The 17,666-nt window shown below is 66.1% G+C and carries 17 protein-coding genes; 9 read left to right on the forward strand and 8 right to left on the reverse strand.

Going from position 1 to position 17,666, the window contains the following annotated elements; all coding sequences use genetic code 11:
• Nucleotides 1–15 precede the first annotated feature (15 nt).
• Nucleotides 16–1,563 carry an MFS transporter gene (locus R2770_08620; protein MEZ5280526.1) on the reverse strand — a complete coding sequence of 516 codons (1,548 nt, stop codon included), beginning with the start codon at nucleotides 1,561–1,563 and terminating at the stop codon, nucleotides 16–18.
• A 129-nt stretch (nucleotides 1,564–1,692) separates the two neighbouring features.
• On the opposite strand from R2770_08620, the gene R2770_08625 reads away from it, so the two are divergent.
• Nucleotides 1,693–2,313 carry a TetR/AcrR family transcriptional regulator gene (locus R2770_08625; GenBank protein ID MEZ5280527.1) on the forward strand — a complete coding sequence of 207 codons (621 nt, stop codon included), beginning with the start codon at nucleotides 1,693–1,695 and terminating at the stop codon, nucleotides 2,311–2,313.
• Between the two features lie 15 nt (nucleotides 2,314–2,328).
• Here R2770_08625 and R2770_08630 read toward each other — a convergent pair whose 3' ends face one another.
• Complete coding sequence (locus R2770_08630; GenBank protein ID MEZ5280528.1) at nucleotides 2,329–3,126, reverse strand: hypothetical protein; 798 nt, start codon at nucleotides 3,124–3,126, stop codon at nucleotides 2,329–2,331.
• A gap of 68 nt (nucleotides 3,127–3,194) precedes the next feature.
• Here R2770_08630 and R2770_08635 point away from each other — a divergent pair, with 68 nt between their 5' ends.
• The 3 genes from R2770_08635 to R2770_08645 are packed head-to-tail and all read left to right on the forward strand — an operon-like array spanning nucleotide 3,195 to nucleotide 5,959.
• Nucleotides 3,195–3,686, forward strand: a complete 492-nt coding sequence (locus R2770_08635) for a hypothetical protein (protein ID MEZ5280529.1) — start codon at nucleotides 3,195–3,197, stop codon at nucleotides 3,684–3,686.
• Between the two features lie 2 nt (nucleotides 3,687–3,688).
• Entirely contained in the window at nucleotides 3,689–4,300 is a 612-nt protein-coding gene (locus R2770_08640; protein ID MEZ5280530.1) for a hypothetical protein, read from the forward strand.
• Between the two features lie 24 nt (nucleotides 4,301–4,324).
• A complete protein-coding gene (locus R2770_08645; GenBank protein MEZ5280531.1) occupies nucleotides 4,325–5,959 on the forward strand; it encodes a fumarate hydratase in 1,635 nt (544 codons plus the stop codon).
• Nucleotides 5,960–6,033: 74 nt separating this feature from the next.
• On the opposite strand, the gene R2770_08650 is transcribed toward R2770_08645, so the two are convergent.
• Nucleotides 6,034–8,205 (reverse strand): EAL domain-containing protein, encoded by a 2,172-nt coding sequence (locus R2770_08650; GenBank protein ID MEZ5280532.1) that lies wholly within the window; start codon nucleotides 8,203–8,205, stop codon nucleotides 6,034–6,036.
• Nucleotides 8,206–8,325: 120 nt separating this feature from the next.
• On the opposite strand from R2770_08650, the gene R2770_08655 reads away from it, so the two are divergent.
• From R2770_08655 to R2770_08665, 3 genes are read left to right on the forward strand one after another with little or no spacing between them, the layout of a single operon-like run.
• The gene (locus tag R2770_08655) at nucleotides 8,326–9,222 is read left to right on the forward strand and encodes an LLM class flavin-dependent oxidoreductase (GenBank protein MEZ5280533.1); all 897 of its coding nucleotides are present in this window, start codon (nucleotides 8,326–8,328) and stop codon (nucleotides 9,220–9,222) included.
• Nucleotides 9,223–9,245: 23 nt separating this feature from the next.
• A complete protein-coding gene (locus tag R2770_08660; protein ID MEZ5280534.1) occupies nucleotides 9,246–9,725 on the forward strand; it encodes a DUF4262 domain-containing protein in 480 nt (159 codons plus the stop codon).
• A gap of 43 nt (nucleotides 9,726–9,768) precedes the next feature.
• Nucleotides 9,769–9,942 (forward strand): hypothetical protein, encoded by a 174-nt coding sequence (locus R2770_08665; protein MEZ5280535.1) that lies wholly within the window; start codon nucleotides 9,769–9,771, stop codon nucleotides 9,940–9,942.
• An 11-nt stretch (nucleotides 9,943–9,953) separates the two neighbouring features.
• On the opposite strand, the gene ybaK is transcribed toward R2770_08665, so the two are convergent.
• Both ybaK and R2770_08675 read right to left on the reverse strand, forming a co-directional pair.
• Complete coding sequence (ybaK, locus tag R2770_08670) at nucleotides 9,954–10,424, reverse strand: Cys-tRNA(Pro) deacylase (GenBank protein ID MEZ5280536.1); 471 nt, start codon at nucleotides 10,422–10,424, stop codon at nucleotides 9,954–9,956.
• Complete coding sequence (locus R2770_08675) at nucleotides 10,424–11,149, reverse strand: rhomboid family intramembrane serine protease (protein ID MEZ5280537.1); 726 nt, start codon at nucleotides 11,147–11,149, stop codon at nucleotides 10,424–10,426. The genes ybaK and R2770_08675 overlap by 1 nt, the downstream gene beginning before the upstream one ends.
• 118 nt (nucleotides 11,150–11,267) lie before the next feature.
• Here R2770_08675 and R2770_08680 point away from each other — a divergent pair, with 118 nt between their 5' ends.
• Together R2770_08680 and R2770_08685 are read left to right on the forward strand one after the other, a co-directional pair.
• Nucleotides 11,268–12,167: a hypothetical protein gene (locus R2770_08680; GenBank protein MEZ5280538.1), complete on the forward strand. Its 900-nt coding sequence runs from the start codon at nucleotides 11,268–11,270 to the stop codon at nucleotides 12,165–12,167.
• 27 nt (nucleotides 12,168–12,194) lie between these two features.
• Nucleotides 12,195–13,466: a M18 family aminopeptidase gene (locus R2770_08685; GenBank protein ID MEZ5280539.1), complete on the forward strand. Its 1,272-nt coding sequence runs from the start codon at nucleotides 12,195–12,197 to the stop codon at nucleotides 13,464–13,466.
• Nucleotides 13,467–13,475: 9 nt separating this feature from the next.
• On the opposite strand, the gene R2770_08690 is transcribed toward R2770_08685, so the two are convergent.
• From R2770_08690 to R2770_08700, 3 genes are read right to left on the reverse strand one after another with little or no spacing between them, the layout of a single operon-like run.
• Entirely contained in the window at nucleotides 13,476–14,417 is a 942-nt protein-coding gene (locus R2770_08690; protein MEZ5280540.1) for a TIGR03560 family F420-dependent LLM class oxidoreductase, read from the reverse strand.
• A gap of 1 nt (nucleotide 14,418) precedes the next feature.
• Nucleotides 14,419–15,111, reverse strand: coding sequence for a histidine phosphatase family protein (locus tag R2770_08695; protein ID MEZ5280541.1), 693 nt, complete (start codon nucleotides 15,109–15,111; stop codon nucleotides 14,419–14,421).
• Nucleotides 15,112–15,158: 47 nt separating this feature from the next.
• Nucleotides 15,159–17,660, reverse strand: a complete 2,502-nt coding sequence (locus R2770_08700) for a S8 family serine peptidase (protein ID MEZ5280542.1) — start codon at nucleotides 17,658–17,660, stop codon at nucleotides 15,159–15,161.
• Nucleotides 17,661–17,666 lie beyond the last annotated feature (6 nt).

Raw genomic sequence — 17,666 nt, forward strand, 5'->3', positions numbered from 1 at the left:
TGAGGCATGGGCCCATCAACCAGCGCGTGCGGGCAGGTACCTCGACACCGCAGCTGCACCGGCCAGGGTCACCGCTCCGACGACTATGCAGGCCACAGACAAGCCGGACAGGAAGGCGTCGGCAACCGCATCGACGTACTGTCCGGCGGCGTCCCCCAACTGCGGGGCGATGATTCGAACCGCACCAACCGACTCTTCGGTCAGCTCCCTCGCCTCGACAGGCAGGTTTGACACCACCGCACTGTCGGCGAGTCGGCTGACGTAGATCGAGTTGAACACGCTGCCCACCACCGCCACGCCCAAGGTTCCGCCGAGCTCGCGGGTGGTGTCGTTGACCGCCGATCCGACACCGGCCTTGTCGAGCGAAAGCGAGCCCATTATCGATTCGGTGGCCGGGGCGGTCGTCATGCCCAGGCCGGCACCCAACAGGATCATCTGCCCCACGATCTCGAGGTAGGGCGTGGTGGCCGACGCCGCCGAAACCCAGAAGAACGCCGCGGTCATCGACAGCAGACCTGTGACCACCACTCGGGTTGTGCCGACCCGCTCGACGACCTTGGGTGACAGCACCGCAGCAATGGCGATCGAGGCCGCAACCGGAATCGTTCGTACGCCGGCTTCCAGCGGGCCGTAGTTGCGAATCAGCTGGAAATACTGGGTGATCAAGAAGATGAACCCGAAAAGGGCGAAGAAGGCCGACGTCACCGCGATGCTGGCAGCACTGAATCGCAGGTTCTCGAAGATCCTCACCGGCAGCATCGGGTGTGCGACACGCAGCTCCCACACCACGAAGCCGATCAGCGTTGCACCCGCAACAGCGAAGCCAGCGAGTGTCTCGGGCGCAAGCCAGCCCCACTCGGGTGCCTCGATGATGGTGAACACGAGTGAGCCGATCGCTGCGACCGACAGGATCAGCCCCGGGGTGTCGAGGCGCGGCACGTGACGATCTCGGCTCTCGGGCACCAACACCAAGGCCGCACCCACGGCCACGACGACCACCGGAATGTTGATGTAGAAGACCGAACCCCACCAGAAGTGCTCGAGAAGCCAGCCCCCGACGATTGGCCCGGCAGCGACCGCCAGGCCACTGACACCGCTCCACACCCCGATCGCTGCCGCTCGCTCCTTGGGGTCGGTGAAGACGTTGGTGATGATGGCCAGCGTCGCCGGGAAGATGAAGGCCGCGCCTATCCCCATCAAGGCCCGGGCGCCGATCAATGAGTTGGCCGAATCGGCCGATCCGGCAACAACCGAGGTCACGCCGAACGCGATCAGACCAGCTACCAGCGACAGTCGTCGGCCGTAGCGGTCGCCGAGCCCACCGGCTGCCAGCAACAGGCCTGTGAACACCAGCAGGTAGGCATCGACGATCCACTGGAGCTGTCGGGTGCTGGCACCCAGTTCGGTGGTCAAGGTCGGCAGGGCGATGTTGACGATTGTCCCGTCGAGAACCGTGACGAACATCGACAGCGACACGACGGCCAGCACGGCCCAGCGCCTGGGATGCCCCGCGTCGGCTTCTGTTCCTGGTGGTGTGTGTTGGTCGGCTCGGGTGGCTTCCATGCTGCTTCCTGTCACTCTGGCGACTCGTCGGTGTGGCGATCTCGGGCTTGCCCGACATCTTTACGTTGGCAAGTTACCAATGTCAAGACTGAACTTGACAACGACAAGACGCCGGGCGAACATCCGACCATGACCCCCGGCGACGGCTACCACCACGGAGACCTGCCCAGGGCGCTCAAGGATGCGACCGCCGAATTGGTTGCCGAGCGGGGCCCAGCCGGGTTCTCGCTGCGAGAGGTAGCCAGGCGCGCCGGCGTGTCGCACGCGGCGCCCAGCCACCACTTCGGCGACGCAACCGGGCTGCTGACCGCGGTTGCGGTCGAGGGTTTCCAGGCGCTGGCGGCCGCGTTGGCACAAGCGCGGACCGCCAACCCGGATCCGTTGGAGTGTCTGGCCGCCCAGGGCCGCGCCTATGTCGAGCTGTCGATCTCACACCCAGGGCATTGCGCGGTGTTGTCCCGAAGCGACCTGGTCGACTCACACTCGCCCGAGTACGCCGAAGCCGGGGATCGTGCCTACGGCGAACTCGAGCAGACCGTTCGCGACATCGCCGATCTGCACAATCCCGAGCTCGACGTGTCGCTTGCGTCACGACTGTGCTGGTCGACCATGCAGGGACTGGTCGAGCTCTACGACACCATGCGGCTCAAGGCCCAGCTTCACGACGAGCCGGCCATCCCCGACATCGCCGAAGTGGCAGATCGGTTCTCGCGGCTGCTGGCCAAGGGATTCATCAACCGCACCGGCTGAGGCGAACGGGGCCGCCTAGATCGGTGTACGAAGCAACTCTGGAGCCACGACACAGTCGGTGCGCAGCCTCAGCTCTGCCGCGTCGCGAAGGCCCACAGGACCCACGATGCTGTCGATCATGTCCAGCGGAACGATCTCGTCGTCATCACCCCAGGGCTCGGGACCCCGAAGCGACGAGGTCGCGAAACGCCAGGTAGAGGGCGGAAGAACACGATCGGCGGCGATCACGGCCCACACCCTTGCGCCGGTTGCGCGAGCGGTCGCAGCCGCCGCCAGCGAACCAGACGACGCCACCACGCCCTCTTCGCCGGCCATGGACGCCTCGATCAGCACGATGTCGGTCGAGCGCACAGCTCCGCCCAAGCCCACCATCGGGACGTCTTCGGCGTCGACGTCGCGGTCTTCTAGCTGGCGCACCAAGCCGCTCGCCTCGCCAAACTGATCGACTACCAGCACACGCAGGTCGCCACGGCGCACCAGGCCAGACGGAATGGTGTCGGGCCAACCGATGATGGTGACGCCCGCCCCGTCGGGCAGTGCAGCTGCCAGCTCGCGGGCGGTGTGGTCACGGTCGAGTTCGTCGACGACCGCCCAGGCCTCGCGCATCGGATCGGCCGATGTGACCACCCGAGACGCCAGCACCCACAGTGCGCCGGCCATCGGGTGGCGCGACACCAACCGGCGACACGAGGTGACCAGACCTGCGGGATCAAAGCCGAGAGCACCCAACGCTCCTGCGGCCTCGCGCACCACCATGGCCTGGTCGACACCGCCGGCGCGGGCCACATAGCGCAGTCGTTCGATCGGGTGCACCCGACAGACGCTAGCGTCGCCACCAGGCCGTGGGGCACAGACGACCGGAACTGTTATGGTTTCGAGCCGTGGCTACGAACCCTTCACCCGACATCGAGCTGGAAGACCTGTCCGGTCACAGCGCCGCGCTGGGCACTCGTCTCACGATGTTCAACCTGCTGGGCGCGATCATCGATCCCTATACCCACCAATCGGGCTGGATCATTCCCACCGCCGACCGCCTGTTCGGCCACTACAGCGAGGCCGACATTCGGTGCGCGTTCGTGGTCGCGGCCGACGCCGACGGCGCGCGGTCTTACCTGGGGCCCTACGCCGACCGGTGGCAGGTTCTGCTCGACCCCGATCGCGAGCTGATCAAGTCTCTCGAGCTCGAGTTCTTGCCTGCCCTGGTTCATCTCCGCCAAGACGCCAGCCTCTCGGGTGCCGCCGAGGGCTGGAACCCCGACTCGTGGCGGTTGGTACTCGATGGGGTCGAACGGTCGATGTCTTGGCGGGCCAAGCCGCAGCTACCCACCGCAGACGACCCGGGCCCGTTCGCAGGAACTCCGGCACTGGCCTGACCGTGCAAGCCGGCTTGGGGCCAATAGCCGAGCCCCGCTGGTCCCGAAACGTTCATCTGGCCGCCATCGGCCTGCTGTTGGCCGAACTGGCTCTCGGCGTGGTGTTTCGCAACTCCGACCACCTGCACGACAAGGGCATGGTCATGCGGGCATTCTTCTACCCGCTGTGCATCGCAGCCGTGCCCCTCGGTTGGGCCATAAGGCGACGCCCCAGCCCATTTCCCCATCTGGCCGCGTCGCTGCTGGTGCTTCCGTTTGCCCTCGACATCGGAGGAAACCTGGTTGGTCTGTTCGACGTCGACCACTTCGACGACGTCCTGCACGCCCTCAACTGGTTCCTGCTGGTTCTGGGCACGTCGACCCTGCTGCTGCGCACACGAGAGCCTCGGCTCGCGGTGTTCGTCATCGGTGTGGGCACCAGCGCCACGGCAATAGTGCTGTGGGAGTTCGTCGAGTATCTGGTTCTCAAGTCGGGCACCACGGGCCTCGACCTGACCTATGAAGACACCATCACGGATCTGATGGAGTCGTGGCTCGGCGGCGTGGCCGGCGCCGCCGTCGCTTCGTACACGTCTTGGGCACGGCTGGTAAGGCCGGCCTCGCTCGAGCGCTAGTTTTCGATCCCGGAGGTAGTTCAAATGGCCGACTTCGCATACTCAGACCTGCTGCCGCTGGGGCAGGACACAACGACCTACCGCAAGCTCACCGACGACCACGTGTCGACGTTCGAGGCCGCGGGCCACACGTTCGTCAAGGTAGAGCCCGAGGGACTGCGCCTGCTGGCCGCAGAGGCCATGCGCGACATCGCCCACTTCCTTCGCACCGAACACCTCGAATCGCTGGCACACATCCTCGAAGATCCCGAGGCTTCTGACAACGACCGGTTCGTGGCCACCGAACTGCTGAAGAACGCCAACATCGCCGCAGCCGGCGTTCTGCCGATGTGCCAGGACACGGGTACGGCGATCATCATGGGCAAGAAGGGCCAACGGGTCTACACCGGTTTCGACGATGCCGAGGCCCTCAGCCGCGGGGTGTACGACACCTACGAGACCAGCAACCTGCGCTATTCACAGATGGCGCCGCTCGACATGTTCACCGAGAAGAACACGGGCAACAACCTGCCCGCCCAAATCGAGCTGTACGCCGACCAGGGCGAGGCCTACAAGTTCCTGTTCATGGCCAAGGGTGGCGGGTCGGCTAACAAGTCTTACCTGTTCCAGGAGACGAAGGCTCTTCTCAACCCGACCAGCCTCACCAAGTTCCTCGACGAAAAGCTCCGCACCCTGGGCACAGCCGCCTGCCCGCCCTATCACCTGGCTGTGGTCATAGGCGGAACCAGCGCCGAGTTCTCGCTGAAGACCGCCAAATACGCATCGGCCAGATACCTCGACTCGCTCCCCACCACCGGGGACGCCGTGACAGGCCACGGTTTTCGCGACGTCGGGTGGGAGAACGAGATCCTCGAGCTGACCCGCAAGTTCGGCATCGGTGCCCAGTTCGGCGGCAAGTACTTCTGCCACGACGTGAGGGTCATCCGGTTGCCGCGCCACGGCGCGTCGAATCCGGTTGCCATCGCCGTGTCGTGTTCGGCCGACCGCCAGGCCAAGGCCAAGATCACGGCCGAGGGAATCTTCCTCGAGCAGCTCGAGAAGGATCCGGCCCATTTCCTGCCCGAAACCACCGACGCCGATCTGCCCGGCGGTGTCGTCGACATCGACCTCAACCAGCCAATGGACTCGATCAGGGCCGAGCTCACCAAGTATCCGGTCAAGACCCGCCTGTCGCTGACCGGAACCCTGGTGGTCGCCCGCGACATCGCCCACGCCAAGATTCAAGAGCGCCTCGACGCCGGCGAGCCGATGCCCGAGTACCTGCGCAACCATCCCGTCTATTACGCGGGCCCGGCCAAGACACCTGACGGATACGCCTCTGGCTCGTTCGGCCCCACAACCGCGGGTCGCATGGACAGCTATGTCGGCTCGTTCCAGAGTCAGGGCGGATCGCTGGTGATGCTGGCGAAGGGCAACCGATCGCAGCAGGTCACCGACGCCTGCCGCCAGTACGGCGGTTTCTACCTGGGCTCGATCGGTGGGCCTGCAGCCCGCTTGGCGCTCGACTCGATCCGCAAGGTCGAGGTGCTCGAGTATCCCGAGTTGGGTATGGAAGCGGTGTGGAAGATCGAGGTCGAGAACTTCCCCGCGTTCATCGTCGTCGACGACAAGGGCAACGACTTTTTCAGCACCGTGTCGACTCCGGTCGACATCAAATAGGCACCGTGTCGACTCCGGTCGACATCAAATAGGCACAGTGTCGACTCCGGTCGACATCAAGTAGGCAGCCCGTCTCAGACGTCTATGCGTTCCAGCCACGGGATCACCGACAGGTCGTCGAGCGGGCTGCAGAACAGGCTGCCCTGGGCGTAGCGACAGCCCCGTATCAGCAGTTCGGGGACCTGGTCGATCTGTTCCACGCCCTCAGCAACTGCATCGATGCCCAGCGACGCCGTCACCGCCAAGATGGCGTTGATCGCTTCGGCGCCGTCGTCGACTTCGGCCGAGAGCCGCACGACCAGACAGTGGTCGATCTTCAACAGGTCGGCGCCGTATCGGCCGAGGCGCTCTAGCGACGTGTGCGACGACCCGAAGTCGTCCAGCACCAGGCCCACCCCCAGGGCGCGCATACGGTCGAGCATTCGAATGACCCTGGACGGGTCGGCACCCAGGTCGTTCTCGGAGACCTCGATCAACAACTGGCCGGGCTCGATGGAGTGTTCGGCGACCGCCTTTTCGATGCGGTGCGGAAGATCTTCACCCAGCAACGAGGCCGCGGTGACGTTCACACCGACCCGAATCCGGCCGCTGAGGCCCGGCAGGGTCGAGTTCCAGTGGTCGATCTGGGCGGCGGCCCGGTCGATGACCCATCCGTCGAGGTCGGCCTCCAAGCCGACCTCACCAAACCTCGACAGGATCTGTTCTGGGGTCAACACCCCACTGTCGGGATGGTCCCAGCGGATCAGCGCCTCGACAGAGTGCAGTCGCCCGTTTTCGAGTTCGAGAACAGGCTGGAACTCGAGACGCAGTTCGTTCTCGTCCATCGCTCGGGTTGCCTCGCGCCGGTTGCGGTCGCGTTTTGCGGCACCGAGATCGATCGAGTCGTCGTGCACCAGGTATCGCGCCTTGCCCGAACGTTTGGCGGCGTACATGGCGGCGTCGGCATTGCGCACCAGGTCAGCGGCCGATGTGGTGGAGCCACTGCCAACCGCAATTCCGACGCTGGCGCTTGACGACACCATCTCGCCCTGCACCTCAAATGGCAACGACAGCGCCTTCATGAGGCGCTCGGCGACGATGGTCGCGTCCTCTGGTGCGGCCATCTCGGCGCACAGTACGACGAACTCGTCGCCTCCGAACCTGGCGACCGTGTCGCTGGGCCTGACCGATGCCGACATACGCGAGGCCAGCTCGACCAAAAGGTCGTCGCCCGCATTGTGCCCCATCTGGTCGTTGACCGTCTTCAGGTTGTCGAGATCACAGAACAGCACCGCCACGGGTGCGCCCGAGCGCGACGAACGGGCCAACGCGTCGCCCAGGCGATCGACGAACTTGGCCCGGTTGGCCAGGCCGGTCAGGGGGTCGTGAAGGGCCTGGTGGGCCAGGCGGTCCTCGATCTGGCGGCGTCGACGGCGGTCGAGTTCGACCTGTTCGGCCATACGGTCGATCGAGGCCGACAACCGACCGAGTTCGTCGCTGGAACTGACCCCCGAGCGCCGCGTCCAATCGCCGTCGCTCATCGCCTCGGTCAGCTCGGTGAGCGCCGACAACCGCGCCGCCACCTTGCGCCCCAGCAGCATGGCGACGGCAACCGCGGCGGCCAGCGACACCGCTATGCCGATCACCACCGCCCACCACAGGGGCCGAAGTGGATCGAGCACTTCGGATCGGTCGCGCCACACGTTCACCGAACGGCCCAAATCGTCCACCGGCGCGCTGGCAGCGACAACATCGGCCATGGCCGGTGGGTTTTCTAGCAGTGCCGGATCGATCACGAAGTCGGTGGGCACCGAGGTCTCGACGAACACGTCGGTGCCCGCGATGCGGTCCTTGATGTGTATCCGCTCGCCCAACACGACGACCGAGTCTTCGCCGTCGCCAAGAGCGCTGGTGAGCCCCGCGTAGTCGGCCATCGCGACACCGTTGCCATCAACGATGACGAACCCGTCGAATCGGCCCCACCAGGTGTCGACCACCGCCAGCAAGCGTTCGAGATCGGCGCGGTCAGCGCCCGAGCGGACCGCGTCGGTGAGGTCGAACCACTCGGCTATGCCCGCCAGCTCGCCCTGTGCGATGGCCAAGCGCCTGGATGCGGCCACGGCCTCGATGCGAGCCTCGTTGCGGACCTGGTCTTGGGCTTGGTCCAGCAGCGTCGAACGCGCCGCCAGGTAGGCGATCAGGGTCAAACATGCCAACGGGACGACCACCGCCATCAGCATCAGCAGTATCTTGCGGCGCAGTGTCATGTCTGGATCAAAACGGCCTGGTCGCTTCGCTGGGTGCTGAAGTGCTTACTCTTGGTGGCCAGGGGTGAATCCTACCCACTCGAAGCGGGTCACGGGTGAACGCTCGCCTAGGTTTCGACCATGAAGATTCGTATCGGCTTCGGTCTGGGCACCCGAACACTCACCAACGATCGCGCCACGTTCGATCCGTTCCTGGACGCTCTCGAGGGCCTGGGCTTCGATTCGCTGTGGTTGTCCGAGCGGGTGTCGGGCGAGTGCCCAGACCCGGTTGTGGGAATGGCGTATGCGGCCGGGCGCACCCAGCGCATCAAGTTCGGGATGAGCGTGATGGTCCTGCCAGGGCGCAACCCGGCCCTGCTCGCCAAACAGATGGCCAGCCTCGACCGCCTCTCAGGCGGCCGCCTGTTGCCCGCATTTGGTCTGGGTGTTCGCGACCCCCACGAGCAGATGGCGTTCGGTGTGCAACGCAACGAGAGGGCGGCCTGGTTCGACGAGGTCCTCCCGCTGCTGCGCCGCATCTGGACCGAGGACGCCGTCGACCACGAAGGGCCCAGGTTTCACTACCAGGGTCTCAAGGTCGAGCCTAAGCCACAGCAAGAAACGCTCGATGTTTGGCTGGGCGGGGCTGCTCCTGCCGAGCTGCGCCGTGTGGGCCGCCTCGGCGATGGCTGGCTGCCTTCGTTCTGCACCCCCGAAATCGCGGCCGCCGGATGGCAGGTCGTGAACGCAGAGGCCCGCGCCAACGATCGCCAGATCGATCCTGAGCATTTCGGCGTGCTGGTTCCGTACACCCACGGCGAGCTCAACGCGCCCACCATCGAACTGCTGAAGCGCCGGGCACCCGACTCTGACCCCCACGATGTGGTGCCCGTCGGGTGGGATGGGCTGCGGGCTCAGCTAGAACGGTTCATCGAGGTCGGTGCGTCGAAGTTCGTGCCGGTGCTGGTCGGCGAGCCACAGGACTGGACCACCGAGCTGAAGGGTGTCGCCGACGCCGTGCTCGACCTCACCACCTAGAAACCTGCGAAGGAGGGTCAACCATGGGCGAGCTGCAGTACGACCCCATGACTCATCGCGAAAAGATCGACTGGATGCTCGAATCGCAGGGGTTCGGCATAGAACCCGTCAGGGCTGTCGACGATCCCAGTGCGCCGTATCCGACGTATTCGTACACCTTCGGGCTCGAGGCTCTGGTCGGCTATCCCGAGATCTGTGTGGTGGGCCTGGCACCGGCTGCTGCCAATGGGTTGCTGAACCTGGCCGTTTCGATGCTGCGCAGCGGCACCGTCCTGCCAATCGACCAGCCCTTCGTCGGGCTGCTCGACAACGATCTGCGCTCGATGCTGGTCACCGTCGACCTGGCCCAGCACGCGCACCGATTCGCGACGCCACCGATCATCTACGGCGAGCAGCCGTGGCGCATGGTTCAGCTGATCTGGCCTCACCGCAACGGTGCGTTCCCGTGGGAAGAGGGCTGGCCTCACGAGATGCGCCTGCTTCAGCCCTTGCTCGACCGCTGAAGGCCGCGCCCGCCCACCCAATCCCCGCTGGCACAATTGGGCGATGAGCGACGGCCACAATTCGACCGGCGGCGGGGCCTACCTGGCGGCAGCGATGCTGGCCGTCGGCGACATCCTCGAGCCTGAGAAGACCAAGGTCGAGGTGGTTTCCGAGGCTTCGGGCGAGCCCTTTGACGACGACCTCGAGCTCGAGTTCGGCGACCTGCCCGAAATCTGACGCGGCTGGGCCTACCAGACGGCTATCGGGTACGACACAGCACCGAGAACCGCAAGCAGGTCCGTGGGCGCAACGGCGACATCGAGCCCACGCCGTCCCGCGCTGACATAGATCTGGTCCCACAGCTCGCACGTTTCGTCGATATAGGTTGCCAGGCGTCGCTTCTGCCCGAAGGGGCTGATGCCACCTGCCACATACCCACTAGAGCGTTCTGCTGCGGCCACGGGTGCCATGTCGGCCCGTTTCGCACCAGCGGCGCGCGCAAGGGCCTTGAGGTCGAGTGTGGTGGTCACCGGCACGATGCCGACGACCAGCCCAACGCCAGCGGCCTCGGCTATCAGGGTTTTGAAAACCGACTCGGGCTCGACGCCCAGGGCCGCAGCGGCCTCGAGGCCGTAAGACTCCGCGCTGGGGTCATGGTCGTACCCGCACACCCGATGATCGATGCCGGCGGCCACCAGCTCGTCTATCGCCGGCGTCATCAGAGCCGGCCAACCGCCCAGCCGGCAGCCATCACCGCAGCCACGAAGAGGGCGGCCGACATCCCGATGGAATACACCGCAGCGAGCGTGTTCGACAGCCGCGGCGGTTGGGTCCGGGTTCCGGTGTCGAGCATCCAGCCCGACATGGCGCCGGCCGCCAACCCGCCCAGGTGGCCTCCGACGGAGATTCCCGGTGCAATGAACGTGATCATGATGTTGATCACCAGCAGACCGCCGATGCCAGAACTCCAGATGTCGCCACCGCGGGTTCTCACGAACACGGCCAGGGCACCCATCAGCCCGAAGACGGCCCCCGAAGCACCGATGGTAAGCGTGAGGGCCGAAGACGCCAGCAGGGCACCGAGCGACCCGCCGATCAGTGAGATGAAGTAGAGGCCCACGAATCGCCCCAGGCCGAGGCTGCGCTCGAGGATGCTGCCCAGCTGGAACAACAACAGCATGTTGAACGCAATGTGCAGAGCGCTGCCGTGCAAGAAGGCCGAGGTGATGATGCGGTAGTTCTCGCCGAGCTGATCGATGGCCACCGCCTGGAGGCCCAGATCGAACCAACGACTCGACCGTGGGTAGGCCAACACCATCATGAGGGCGTTGATGCCGATCAGTGTGTAGGTCGCATACGGAGTGCCCAGGGCAACCGCCACCCTCACCTTCTCGCGCCGCGACGGCTGCGCCGACCCCACACATTCGACGCAGTGGGCACCCACCGAAGCCTGCCTGAGGCACTCCGAGCAAGCAGGTCGTCCACAGCGGGTACAGCGCCGACCTGTTTCTCGGTCGGGATGGCGATAGCACTTGTCCACGAGGGATCACCCTACCGTTCTGTTGCTGTTCAACTGGATGGACGACGCTGCCGATGAGATAGGCATGCTGCGCAGAACGCTCGCGGGATCCCTGGTGTTCCTGGGTGTCGTCGCGCTCAATCTCGGCGCGGTCGGTTGGTGGTTCGATCGCGAAGTCGCCGACGCCGACCGCATCTCCGAGCTGGCAACGGCGGTCAGCCGGTCGCCCGAGTTCCAGCAGGCGGTCGCGTCCGAACTGACCGACACCTTCGTCGAGGCTGCCGGCGAAGGCGGCGCAGGGCCCCTGGACAACACCGACGCAGCAGCCATAGCCGACGCGGCGGCCGCAGCCATGGAGGACTCTCAGGTGCTGGCGATCGTGCGCACTGCGTTCGTCGACCTCTACCAGGCCGCCACCGAGTTTCGTCTCGACGAGATCAGCCTCGACATAGCGCCGATCCGCGACGCGTTGGTGCGCGGTCTCACGCCGGTCGACCCCCAGCTCGCGGCACAGATCGAACGCACCCAGATCGCCGACGACGAGGTGACCGTCGCCACCGACGAGTTGCCAGACCTTCGCAGCCTGACCGATCGTCTACACCTGGCCTGGATGTTGCAGCTGGGATTCGGCGCTGCGGCCGTGGGCCTGGCCCTTGCCATACACCCCCGCCGGTTTGTGCTGGTGCGGCGGGTCGGGGTGTTGATGGCCCTGGGCGCAGGCCTGCAGATCGGCCTGACGATGGGTCTCAGCGCAATTCTCGAGCGGTTCGGGCCAGACGACCGACTGTTCGTCGGGGTCTCGATCGCTGCTGACCTGCTCATGGAGAGCCTGCGCATCCAGGCCTACGTCCAGCTGGCCTTGGCTGCCGTCGTCGCTGCGGGAGGCCATATCTTGCTCTGGACCCGCCGGCTGGTGCCCAGGATGGTTCCTCGCCTCGCCTGAAGCTGCGCCGAACGGCACAATGGCGTGATGCACACGAGCGACGACGTCCTCGCAGACCTGTTCTCATTCATCGGCGCCTCGCCCTCGCCCTTCCACGCGGTCGATTCGGCAGCGGCCGAGCTCGAGTCTCACGGGTTCAGCGCCCTCGACGAAGCCCAGCGTTGGGACGACCCGTCGGGCCGACACTTCGTCAAGCGATCGGGGGCGCTGATCGCATGGGTCCGATCACCCGACGCTTCGCCCGCTACGCCGGTCCGGCTCATCGGGGCCCACACCGACAGCCCCAACCTGAGGCTGAAGCCCCAACCCGACAGCGGGCGGGCCGGCTATCGCCAGCTTGGTGTGGAGGTCTACGGCGGGCCACTGCTCAACTCGTGGCTCGATCGCGACCTCGGAATCGCCGGACGCCTGATGGTCGACGGCGGGCACCAGGTGCTGGTCAGAATCGACGAGCCGGTCGCAAGGGTCGCTCAGCTGGCCATCCACCTCGACCGTGAGGTGAACGAGGGTCTCAGGCTCGACCGTCAACTGCACCTCAGCCCGATATGGGGATTGGGCTCGGCCACCGACGGCGAACTCATCGAGTTCGTGGCCGCTCAGGCACAGGTACGGCCAGCACAGGTCGACGGCTTCGATCTGATGCTTCACGACGTTGCGCCGCCGGCAGTTCTCGGCGCAGACCGCTCCATGTACGCAGCGGCGAGAATCGACAACCTCGCCTCGTGCCACGGTGCAATCGCGGCTCTGGCCTCCGCGGCCGACGCTGCACAGTGGGCGATGATCTGTCTGTTCGACCACGAAGAGGTCGGCTCGGGTTCGTCAACCGGAGCCGACGGTTCGATGCTGGCGCACATCCTGGAGAGGATCGAGATGGGCGTCGGCGGCGACCGCGAGACCCTTCTGAGATCGATCGCCCAGAGCTGGTGTGTCAGCGCCGACGGCGCCCACGCGGTTCACCCCAACTATCTCGACAGGTACGAACCAGACCACCTCGTCTCGCTGAACGGCGGACCCGTGGTGAAGACCAACGTCAACGAGCGCTACGCCACCTCGGCCGAGGGAATGGCCATGTTCAAGCGGGTGTGCGAGGTCGCCGAGGTACCCCACCAGGTGTACTCGCACCGAACCAACCTGGCTTGTGGTTCGACGATCGGGCCCCTGACCGCTGCAAACCTGGGGGTGCGAACCGTCGACGTTGGCAGCGCCCAGCTGAGCATGCACTCGGCCCGAGAACTCGGCGGCGTCGAAGACCCCGCCATGCTCGCGGCAGCGCTGGCGGCCTTCGCAGCCGGGGGCTAGGCAGCAGCGTCAGGCCGCCCGAACCTGAGGCACCACGACCTCCAGGTAGGCATCTAGTGCCTCGGCGTTCCAGGGCGCACGAAAAGCCACGTTCACCATCTGGGCGCCCGCGTCGCGATAGGCCAAGATCAGCTCGACGGCCTGATCGGGTGTGGCCAGCAACGAGCCGCTCATCAGTCGCTCGGCCTGATCGCCCCACTGGGCCGCCACAAGCGATCGCCGTTCGGCGACCTCGGCGTCGGTCAACCCCAGATCGAAGCTGAGGTTCACCGTGCGCTCGATCGAACCGGGGTCGCGACCCACCTGCTCGGCGTGCTGGGTGAGCAGACCGTTCAGTCGACCGAAGGTCTCGGCCGAGACGTAGGCCGCGTTCCAGCCATCGGCCAGCCGCGCCACCATGGGGATGGTGCGCTTTTCACCGCGGCCACCGATCCAGATCGGCAGACGATCTTGGACCGGACGGGGAAGGCACGACGCGTTGTCCAACGTCACCCAGTCGCCCGAGAACGTGGTGCGATCCTGCGTCAGCAGACCCCTTATCGCCTGGGTGGCCTCGTCCAACATGTCGAGGCGGCGCCCGGCCGGCGGGAAGTCATAGCCGTATGCCACCGCCTCTTGTTCGTGCCAGCCGGCGCCGAGCCCCAGGGTGAACCGACCCCCCGAGATGTGGTCAATGGTGGCAGCGACCTTGGCCAACAGACCCGGGTTGCGGTAGCCGACGTAGAACACCAACACGCCGAGCCTGGCGTTGGTGGTGTCGCACGCCAGGGCGGCCAGGCTGGCCACCGTCTCGAAGTGGTCGACGGTGCCTCCGGCGGGCGGGGCCTCGTAGATGTGGTCCCACACCGAGATCCAGTCGAGGCCTTCGGCATCTAGCCGGCGCCAGAGGCTCCGCATCTCGTCCATGGTCATGTTCTGTTGCCCGATGTGGGCGCCGAGCTGGAGTGTCATTTCATGCACCGCCTCTGAGGCTGATTCGGGGATACAGGTGGCTCGAGTCGTTGAACGACCTGAGAATCCATTGTTCGTCTGTGATCACCAGGTGGCTGATCGAGCCGTTGTCTGCTCCGCCCAGCGAGAACGGCCTTCCGCCCGTGGCGTGAGCGCATATGGCGGCGATGACCCCGCCGTGGCACACCACCACCGCCAGGCCGTCGCGGTGTCGCTCGGCGATGCGGGCGACGGCCCCGGTGGTTCGCCCCGCGAAGTCTTCTGTGCGTTCGGCGTTGGGTATGACGTCCCAACGACCCTTGGCGCGCATCTCGAGATAGGTCGGATGCATCTGGGCAGCCATCTGCCTGAGGAGGCCCCCCTCCCAATCGCCCAAGGCAACCTCGCGCAGGTCGGCATCGACGATGGGCTCGAGCCCCACTCTGGAGGCCAGAGGTGCCGCCGTCTGGTGGGTTCGCTGCATGGTCGAGACGTAGATTGCGTCGATCGGCTCGCCCGCCAGGCGTTCACCGACCAGTTCGGCCTGCCTCAAGCCGTCGGGGGCCAACGGCGGGTCGCCCTGGCCGTCGAGCATCGCGAACTCCTCGCCTGGAGTGAACGCCGCGGAAGCTCCATGGCGCACGAGGATCACTTCGGTGGAACCCGCAGGGGGCTGGAATCGGGTCTGGTGGAACGAGGTCGGTTCGCGGGTCAAGGCGTGCTCCTGGACTGATCAGCGCGGACCCGGCGACCGTAGCGTGATCAGGGCCCGAACAAGAGATCGAGCGCCCGCTCTCCGGGCATCAGGGGCACGGCATCAAAGGCCGCCAGAGAGCCGAAGCCGATGAGGCGACCGTCGGCCTGCAACAACACATAGCCCGAACCATCGCGGCGGCCCGCTATCGACACGGCGTCGGCACCCGAAAGACCCAGTTGTTGATCCCTGAGCCCCACCAACGACCCGTGGAACGTCTGGTCGAACGAGAAGACGCCACCCTCGCTGGACAGAACCAGATACCCGGCCGAACCCATGACCGCGCCGGTTACGGCCTTCGATCGTCGAAGAGCACCCGCTTGGCCTCTGTAGGAAGCGTCGCCATAAGCGAACACGCCGCCGTCAGCAGCTACCAGGATGTAGCCACGCCCGCTGCCGGTGGGCGAGATGGACACCACCGGACCATCCAGGTCCAGCTGGGCGGCAGATCCTGCGAAGCCCGCGGCCCCCAGTGCGAACACCCCGCCGTCGGCGCCCACCAGCCAATAGCCGTCGCCTCGCTGGGTCGCTGCCATGTCGACGATGGGTCCGGCAAGGTCCAGGTTGGACACATCACCGAACCAGGCTGCGTCGCCGTGGGCGGTGACATGCCCATCGGCCGAAACCAGCCAGAACCCCTGCCCCGAAGGCGTGAGTGCCCCGGCGACGATCGGTCTTGCGACGGTGAGGGTCTCGAAACCCTCGATCGTGGTGAACACCCGTCCGTTCGAGGTCACGACCCCCCAGTTCAGTGCCTCCAGGCCGCTGACCAGGGCTGTCGCCTCGGCACCGACCGAAGGTTCGCTGCGGCCTCCCGGTCCCTCTGCGAACAACCTGTAGCGATGCTTGACCCCGGGCTGAGCGGCGCGGTCGGCGAAGCTGCTGACGGTCGCGGCCACGCTGGCTATGACCTTGCCGTCTCGTTCGACGATGTAGCGATCGACCGCGCCCTCGGATCGTTCCCAGGCCAGGCCTACCGAGGCAGCTGCAGCTTGTGCAGACAACGAACCGGGCGCAGATGGTGCGGTGTTTTCGGCCAGCGCCTGTGCCCTGGGGGCCTCGACCCACGAGCTGACGATGCCGTGAGGGCCGATTGCGGCCACCGATATCTGCGGCGCGGTGCCGGGCTCGACCGACACGTTCGTCGAATGATCGGTGAGTTCGCCGTTCAGCACGCGCACCACGACCTTGCCGTCGACCGCTACGTCGAAGGCCACCACTCCTGGCTGTGCCGGCGACTGCCAAGTGACCGACACCGCGCCGGGTCGAGACTCGGCACGAACGGCCATTGGGGCGGCGACGACGGTGAACGACGGGCTCGTTCGCCCGGCGGCGTCACGAGAGCGAACCGCCACCCTCTGCCCTGAGCCTTCGCCGAGGTCGATCTTCACGGTGGAGGACTCGGCGCCGGTGACGGCAACCACCTCACCGTCGACGGTGATCTCGTGGGCCAAGACGTCGAACGATGGCCCCCTTTCCAGGCCAACCACCAGGCTCGAACCCTGGACGTCCAGCTGGGACACCGACGGTGGCTCGGGGTCGCGACGGTCGATCCACATGACCGATCCGACCAGGTCGAGCAGGCCGTATCCGAACTCATCGTCACGCCCGGCCGGACCGAGGTCGCGGGCGGTCGAGCGAAGCGCCTCACGGATCTCGCGCAACGATGCCTCGGGCGCGACCTGACGCATCAGTGCGACGGTTCCGGCGACATGAGGAGCCGCGAACGAAGTGCCGCGCCCATTCAAGTAGCCCGTGACGTCACGGCCAGAGGCCGACACCACGTCGGCACCGGGCGCGACAACCTCGATGTAGGGAGCCCGAGGCGAACCCGAGTAGAGGTCGAGGTTGCGCCCTACAGCCCCGACGGCAATCACATCGCCGAGGGCAGCCGGATACCACGGGCCTTCGTCGTCGGAACCACCTGAGGCCACCACGACGACACCCTTGCCAACCGCATACTCGACGGCCTGGCGAACGCGTGGGCTGTCGGTTCGAGTGCGAACAGAGATGTTCAGAACGTCGGCGCCGTTGTCGGCAGCCCACCGGATGCCTTCTGCCAGCGCGGTGGTGGTTCCCTGTTCGAAATCTGGCACCACACGAACGGGCATCACCCTGGCCCCTGGCGCCACACCGGTGATGCCGTCACCATCCGCGTCGCCGACGATCAGTGCCGCCACCATCGTCGCGTGGTCGACCCGGGCGGTTTGTCGATCGGCCGCGAGCGGGTCGAAGGGCCTGTCCTCGACGAAGTCGTAACCCTGAACCAGCTGGCCCACGAGATCGGCGTGGCCGGCAGCGATGTCGGTGTCGAGCACCGCGACCACCACTCCAGAGCCATCGACGTCGGATTGGACGAACTCGGCGGCCAGCAGGTCGAGACCCCACTGATCGGCTCGGCGAGACTCGGCGGCGGCGGGCGTTGCAACGGCAGGAACCGCCAGCCCCAGACACGCCAACGCCAGCACGCCGCGGGCCACGAAAGACTGGGGTTTGCCGAAACCACTCACAGCGCG

The organism is Acidimicrobiales bacterium, from assembly GCA_041394185.1.
Classification (GTDB): domain Bacteria; phylum Actinomycetota; class Acidimicrobiia; order Acidimicrobiales; family Poriferisodalaceae; genus JAAETH01.

Bases quoted from the DNA above. Each gene is read 5' to 3' on its own strand.
- R2770_08645 (MEZ5280531.1), top strand. From the start codon at position 4,325: ATGGCCGACTTCGCATACTCAGACCTGCTGCCGCTGGGGCAGGACACA.
- R2770_08650 (MEZ5280532.1), bottom strand. From the start codon at position 8,205: ATGACACTGCGCCGCAAGATACTGCTGATGCTGATGGCGGTGGTCGTC.
- R2770_08690 (MEZ5280540.1), bottom strand. From the start codon at position 14,417: ATGACACTCCAGCTCGGCGCCCACATCGGGCAACAGAACATGACCATG.
- R2770_08655 (MEZ5280533.1), top strand. From the start codon at position 8,326: ATGAAGATTCGTATCGGCTTCGGTCTGGGCACCCGAACACTCACCAAC.
- R2770_08685 (MEZ5280539.1), top strand. From the start codon at position 12,195: ATGCACACGAGCGACGACGTCCTCGCAGACCTGTTCTCATTCATCGGC.
- ybaK (MEZ5280536.1), bottom strand. From the start codon at position 10,424: ATGACGCCGGCGATAGACGAGCTGGTGGCCGCCGGCATCGATCATCGG.
- R2770_08665 (MEZ5280535.1), top strand. From the start codon at position 9,769: ATGAGCGACGGCCACAATTCGACCGGCGGCGGGGCCTACCTGGCGGCA.
- R2770_08660 (MEZ5280534.1), top strand. From the start codon at position 9,246: ATGGGCGAGCTGCAGTACGACCCCATGACTCATCGCGAAAAGATCGAC.
- R2770_08625 (MEZ5280527.1), top strand. From the start codon at position 1,693: ATGACCCCCGGCGACGGCTACCACCACGGAGACCTGCCCAGGGCGCTC.
- R2770_08620 (MEZ5280526.1), bottom strand. From the start codon at position 1,563: ATGGAAGCCACCCGAGCCGACCAACACACACCACCAGGAACAGAAGCC.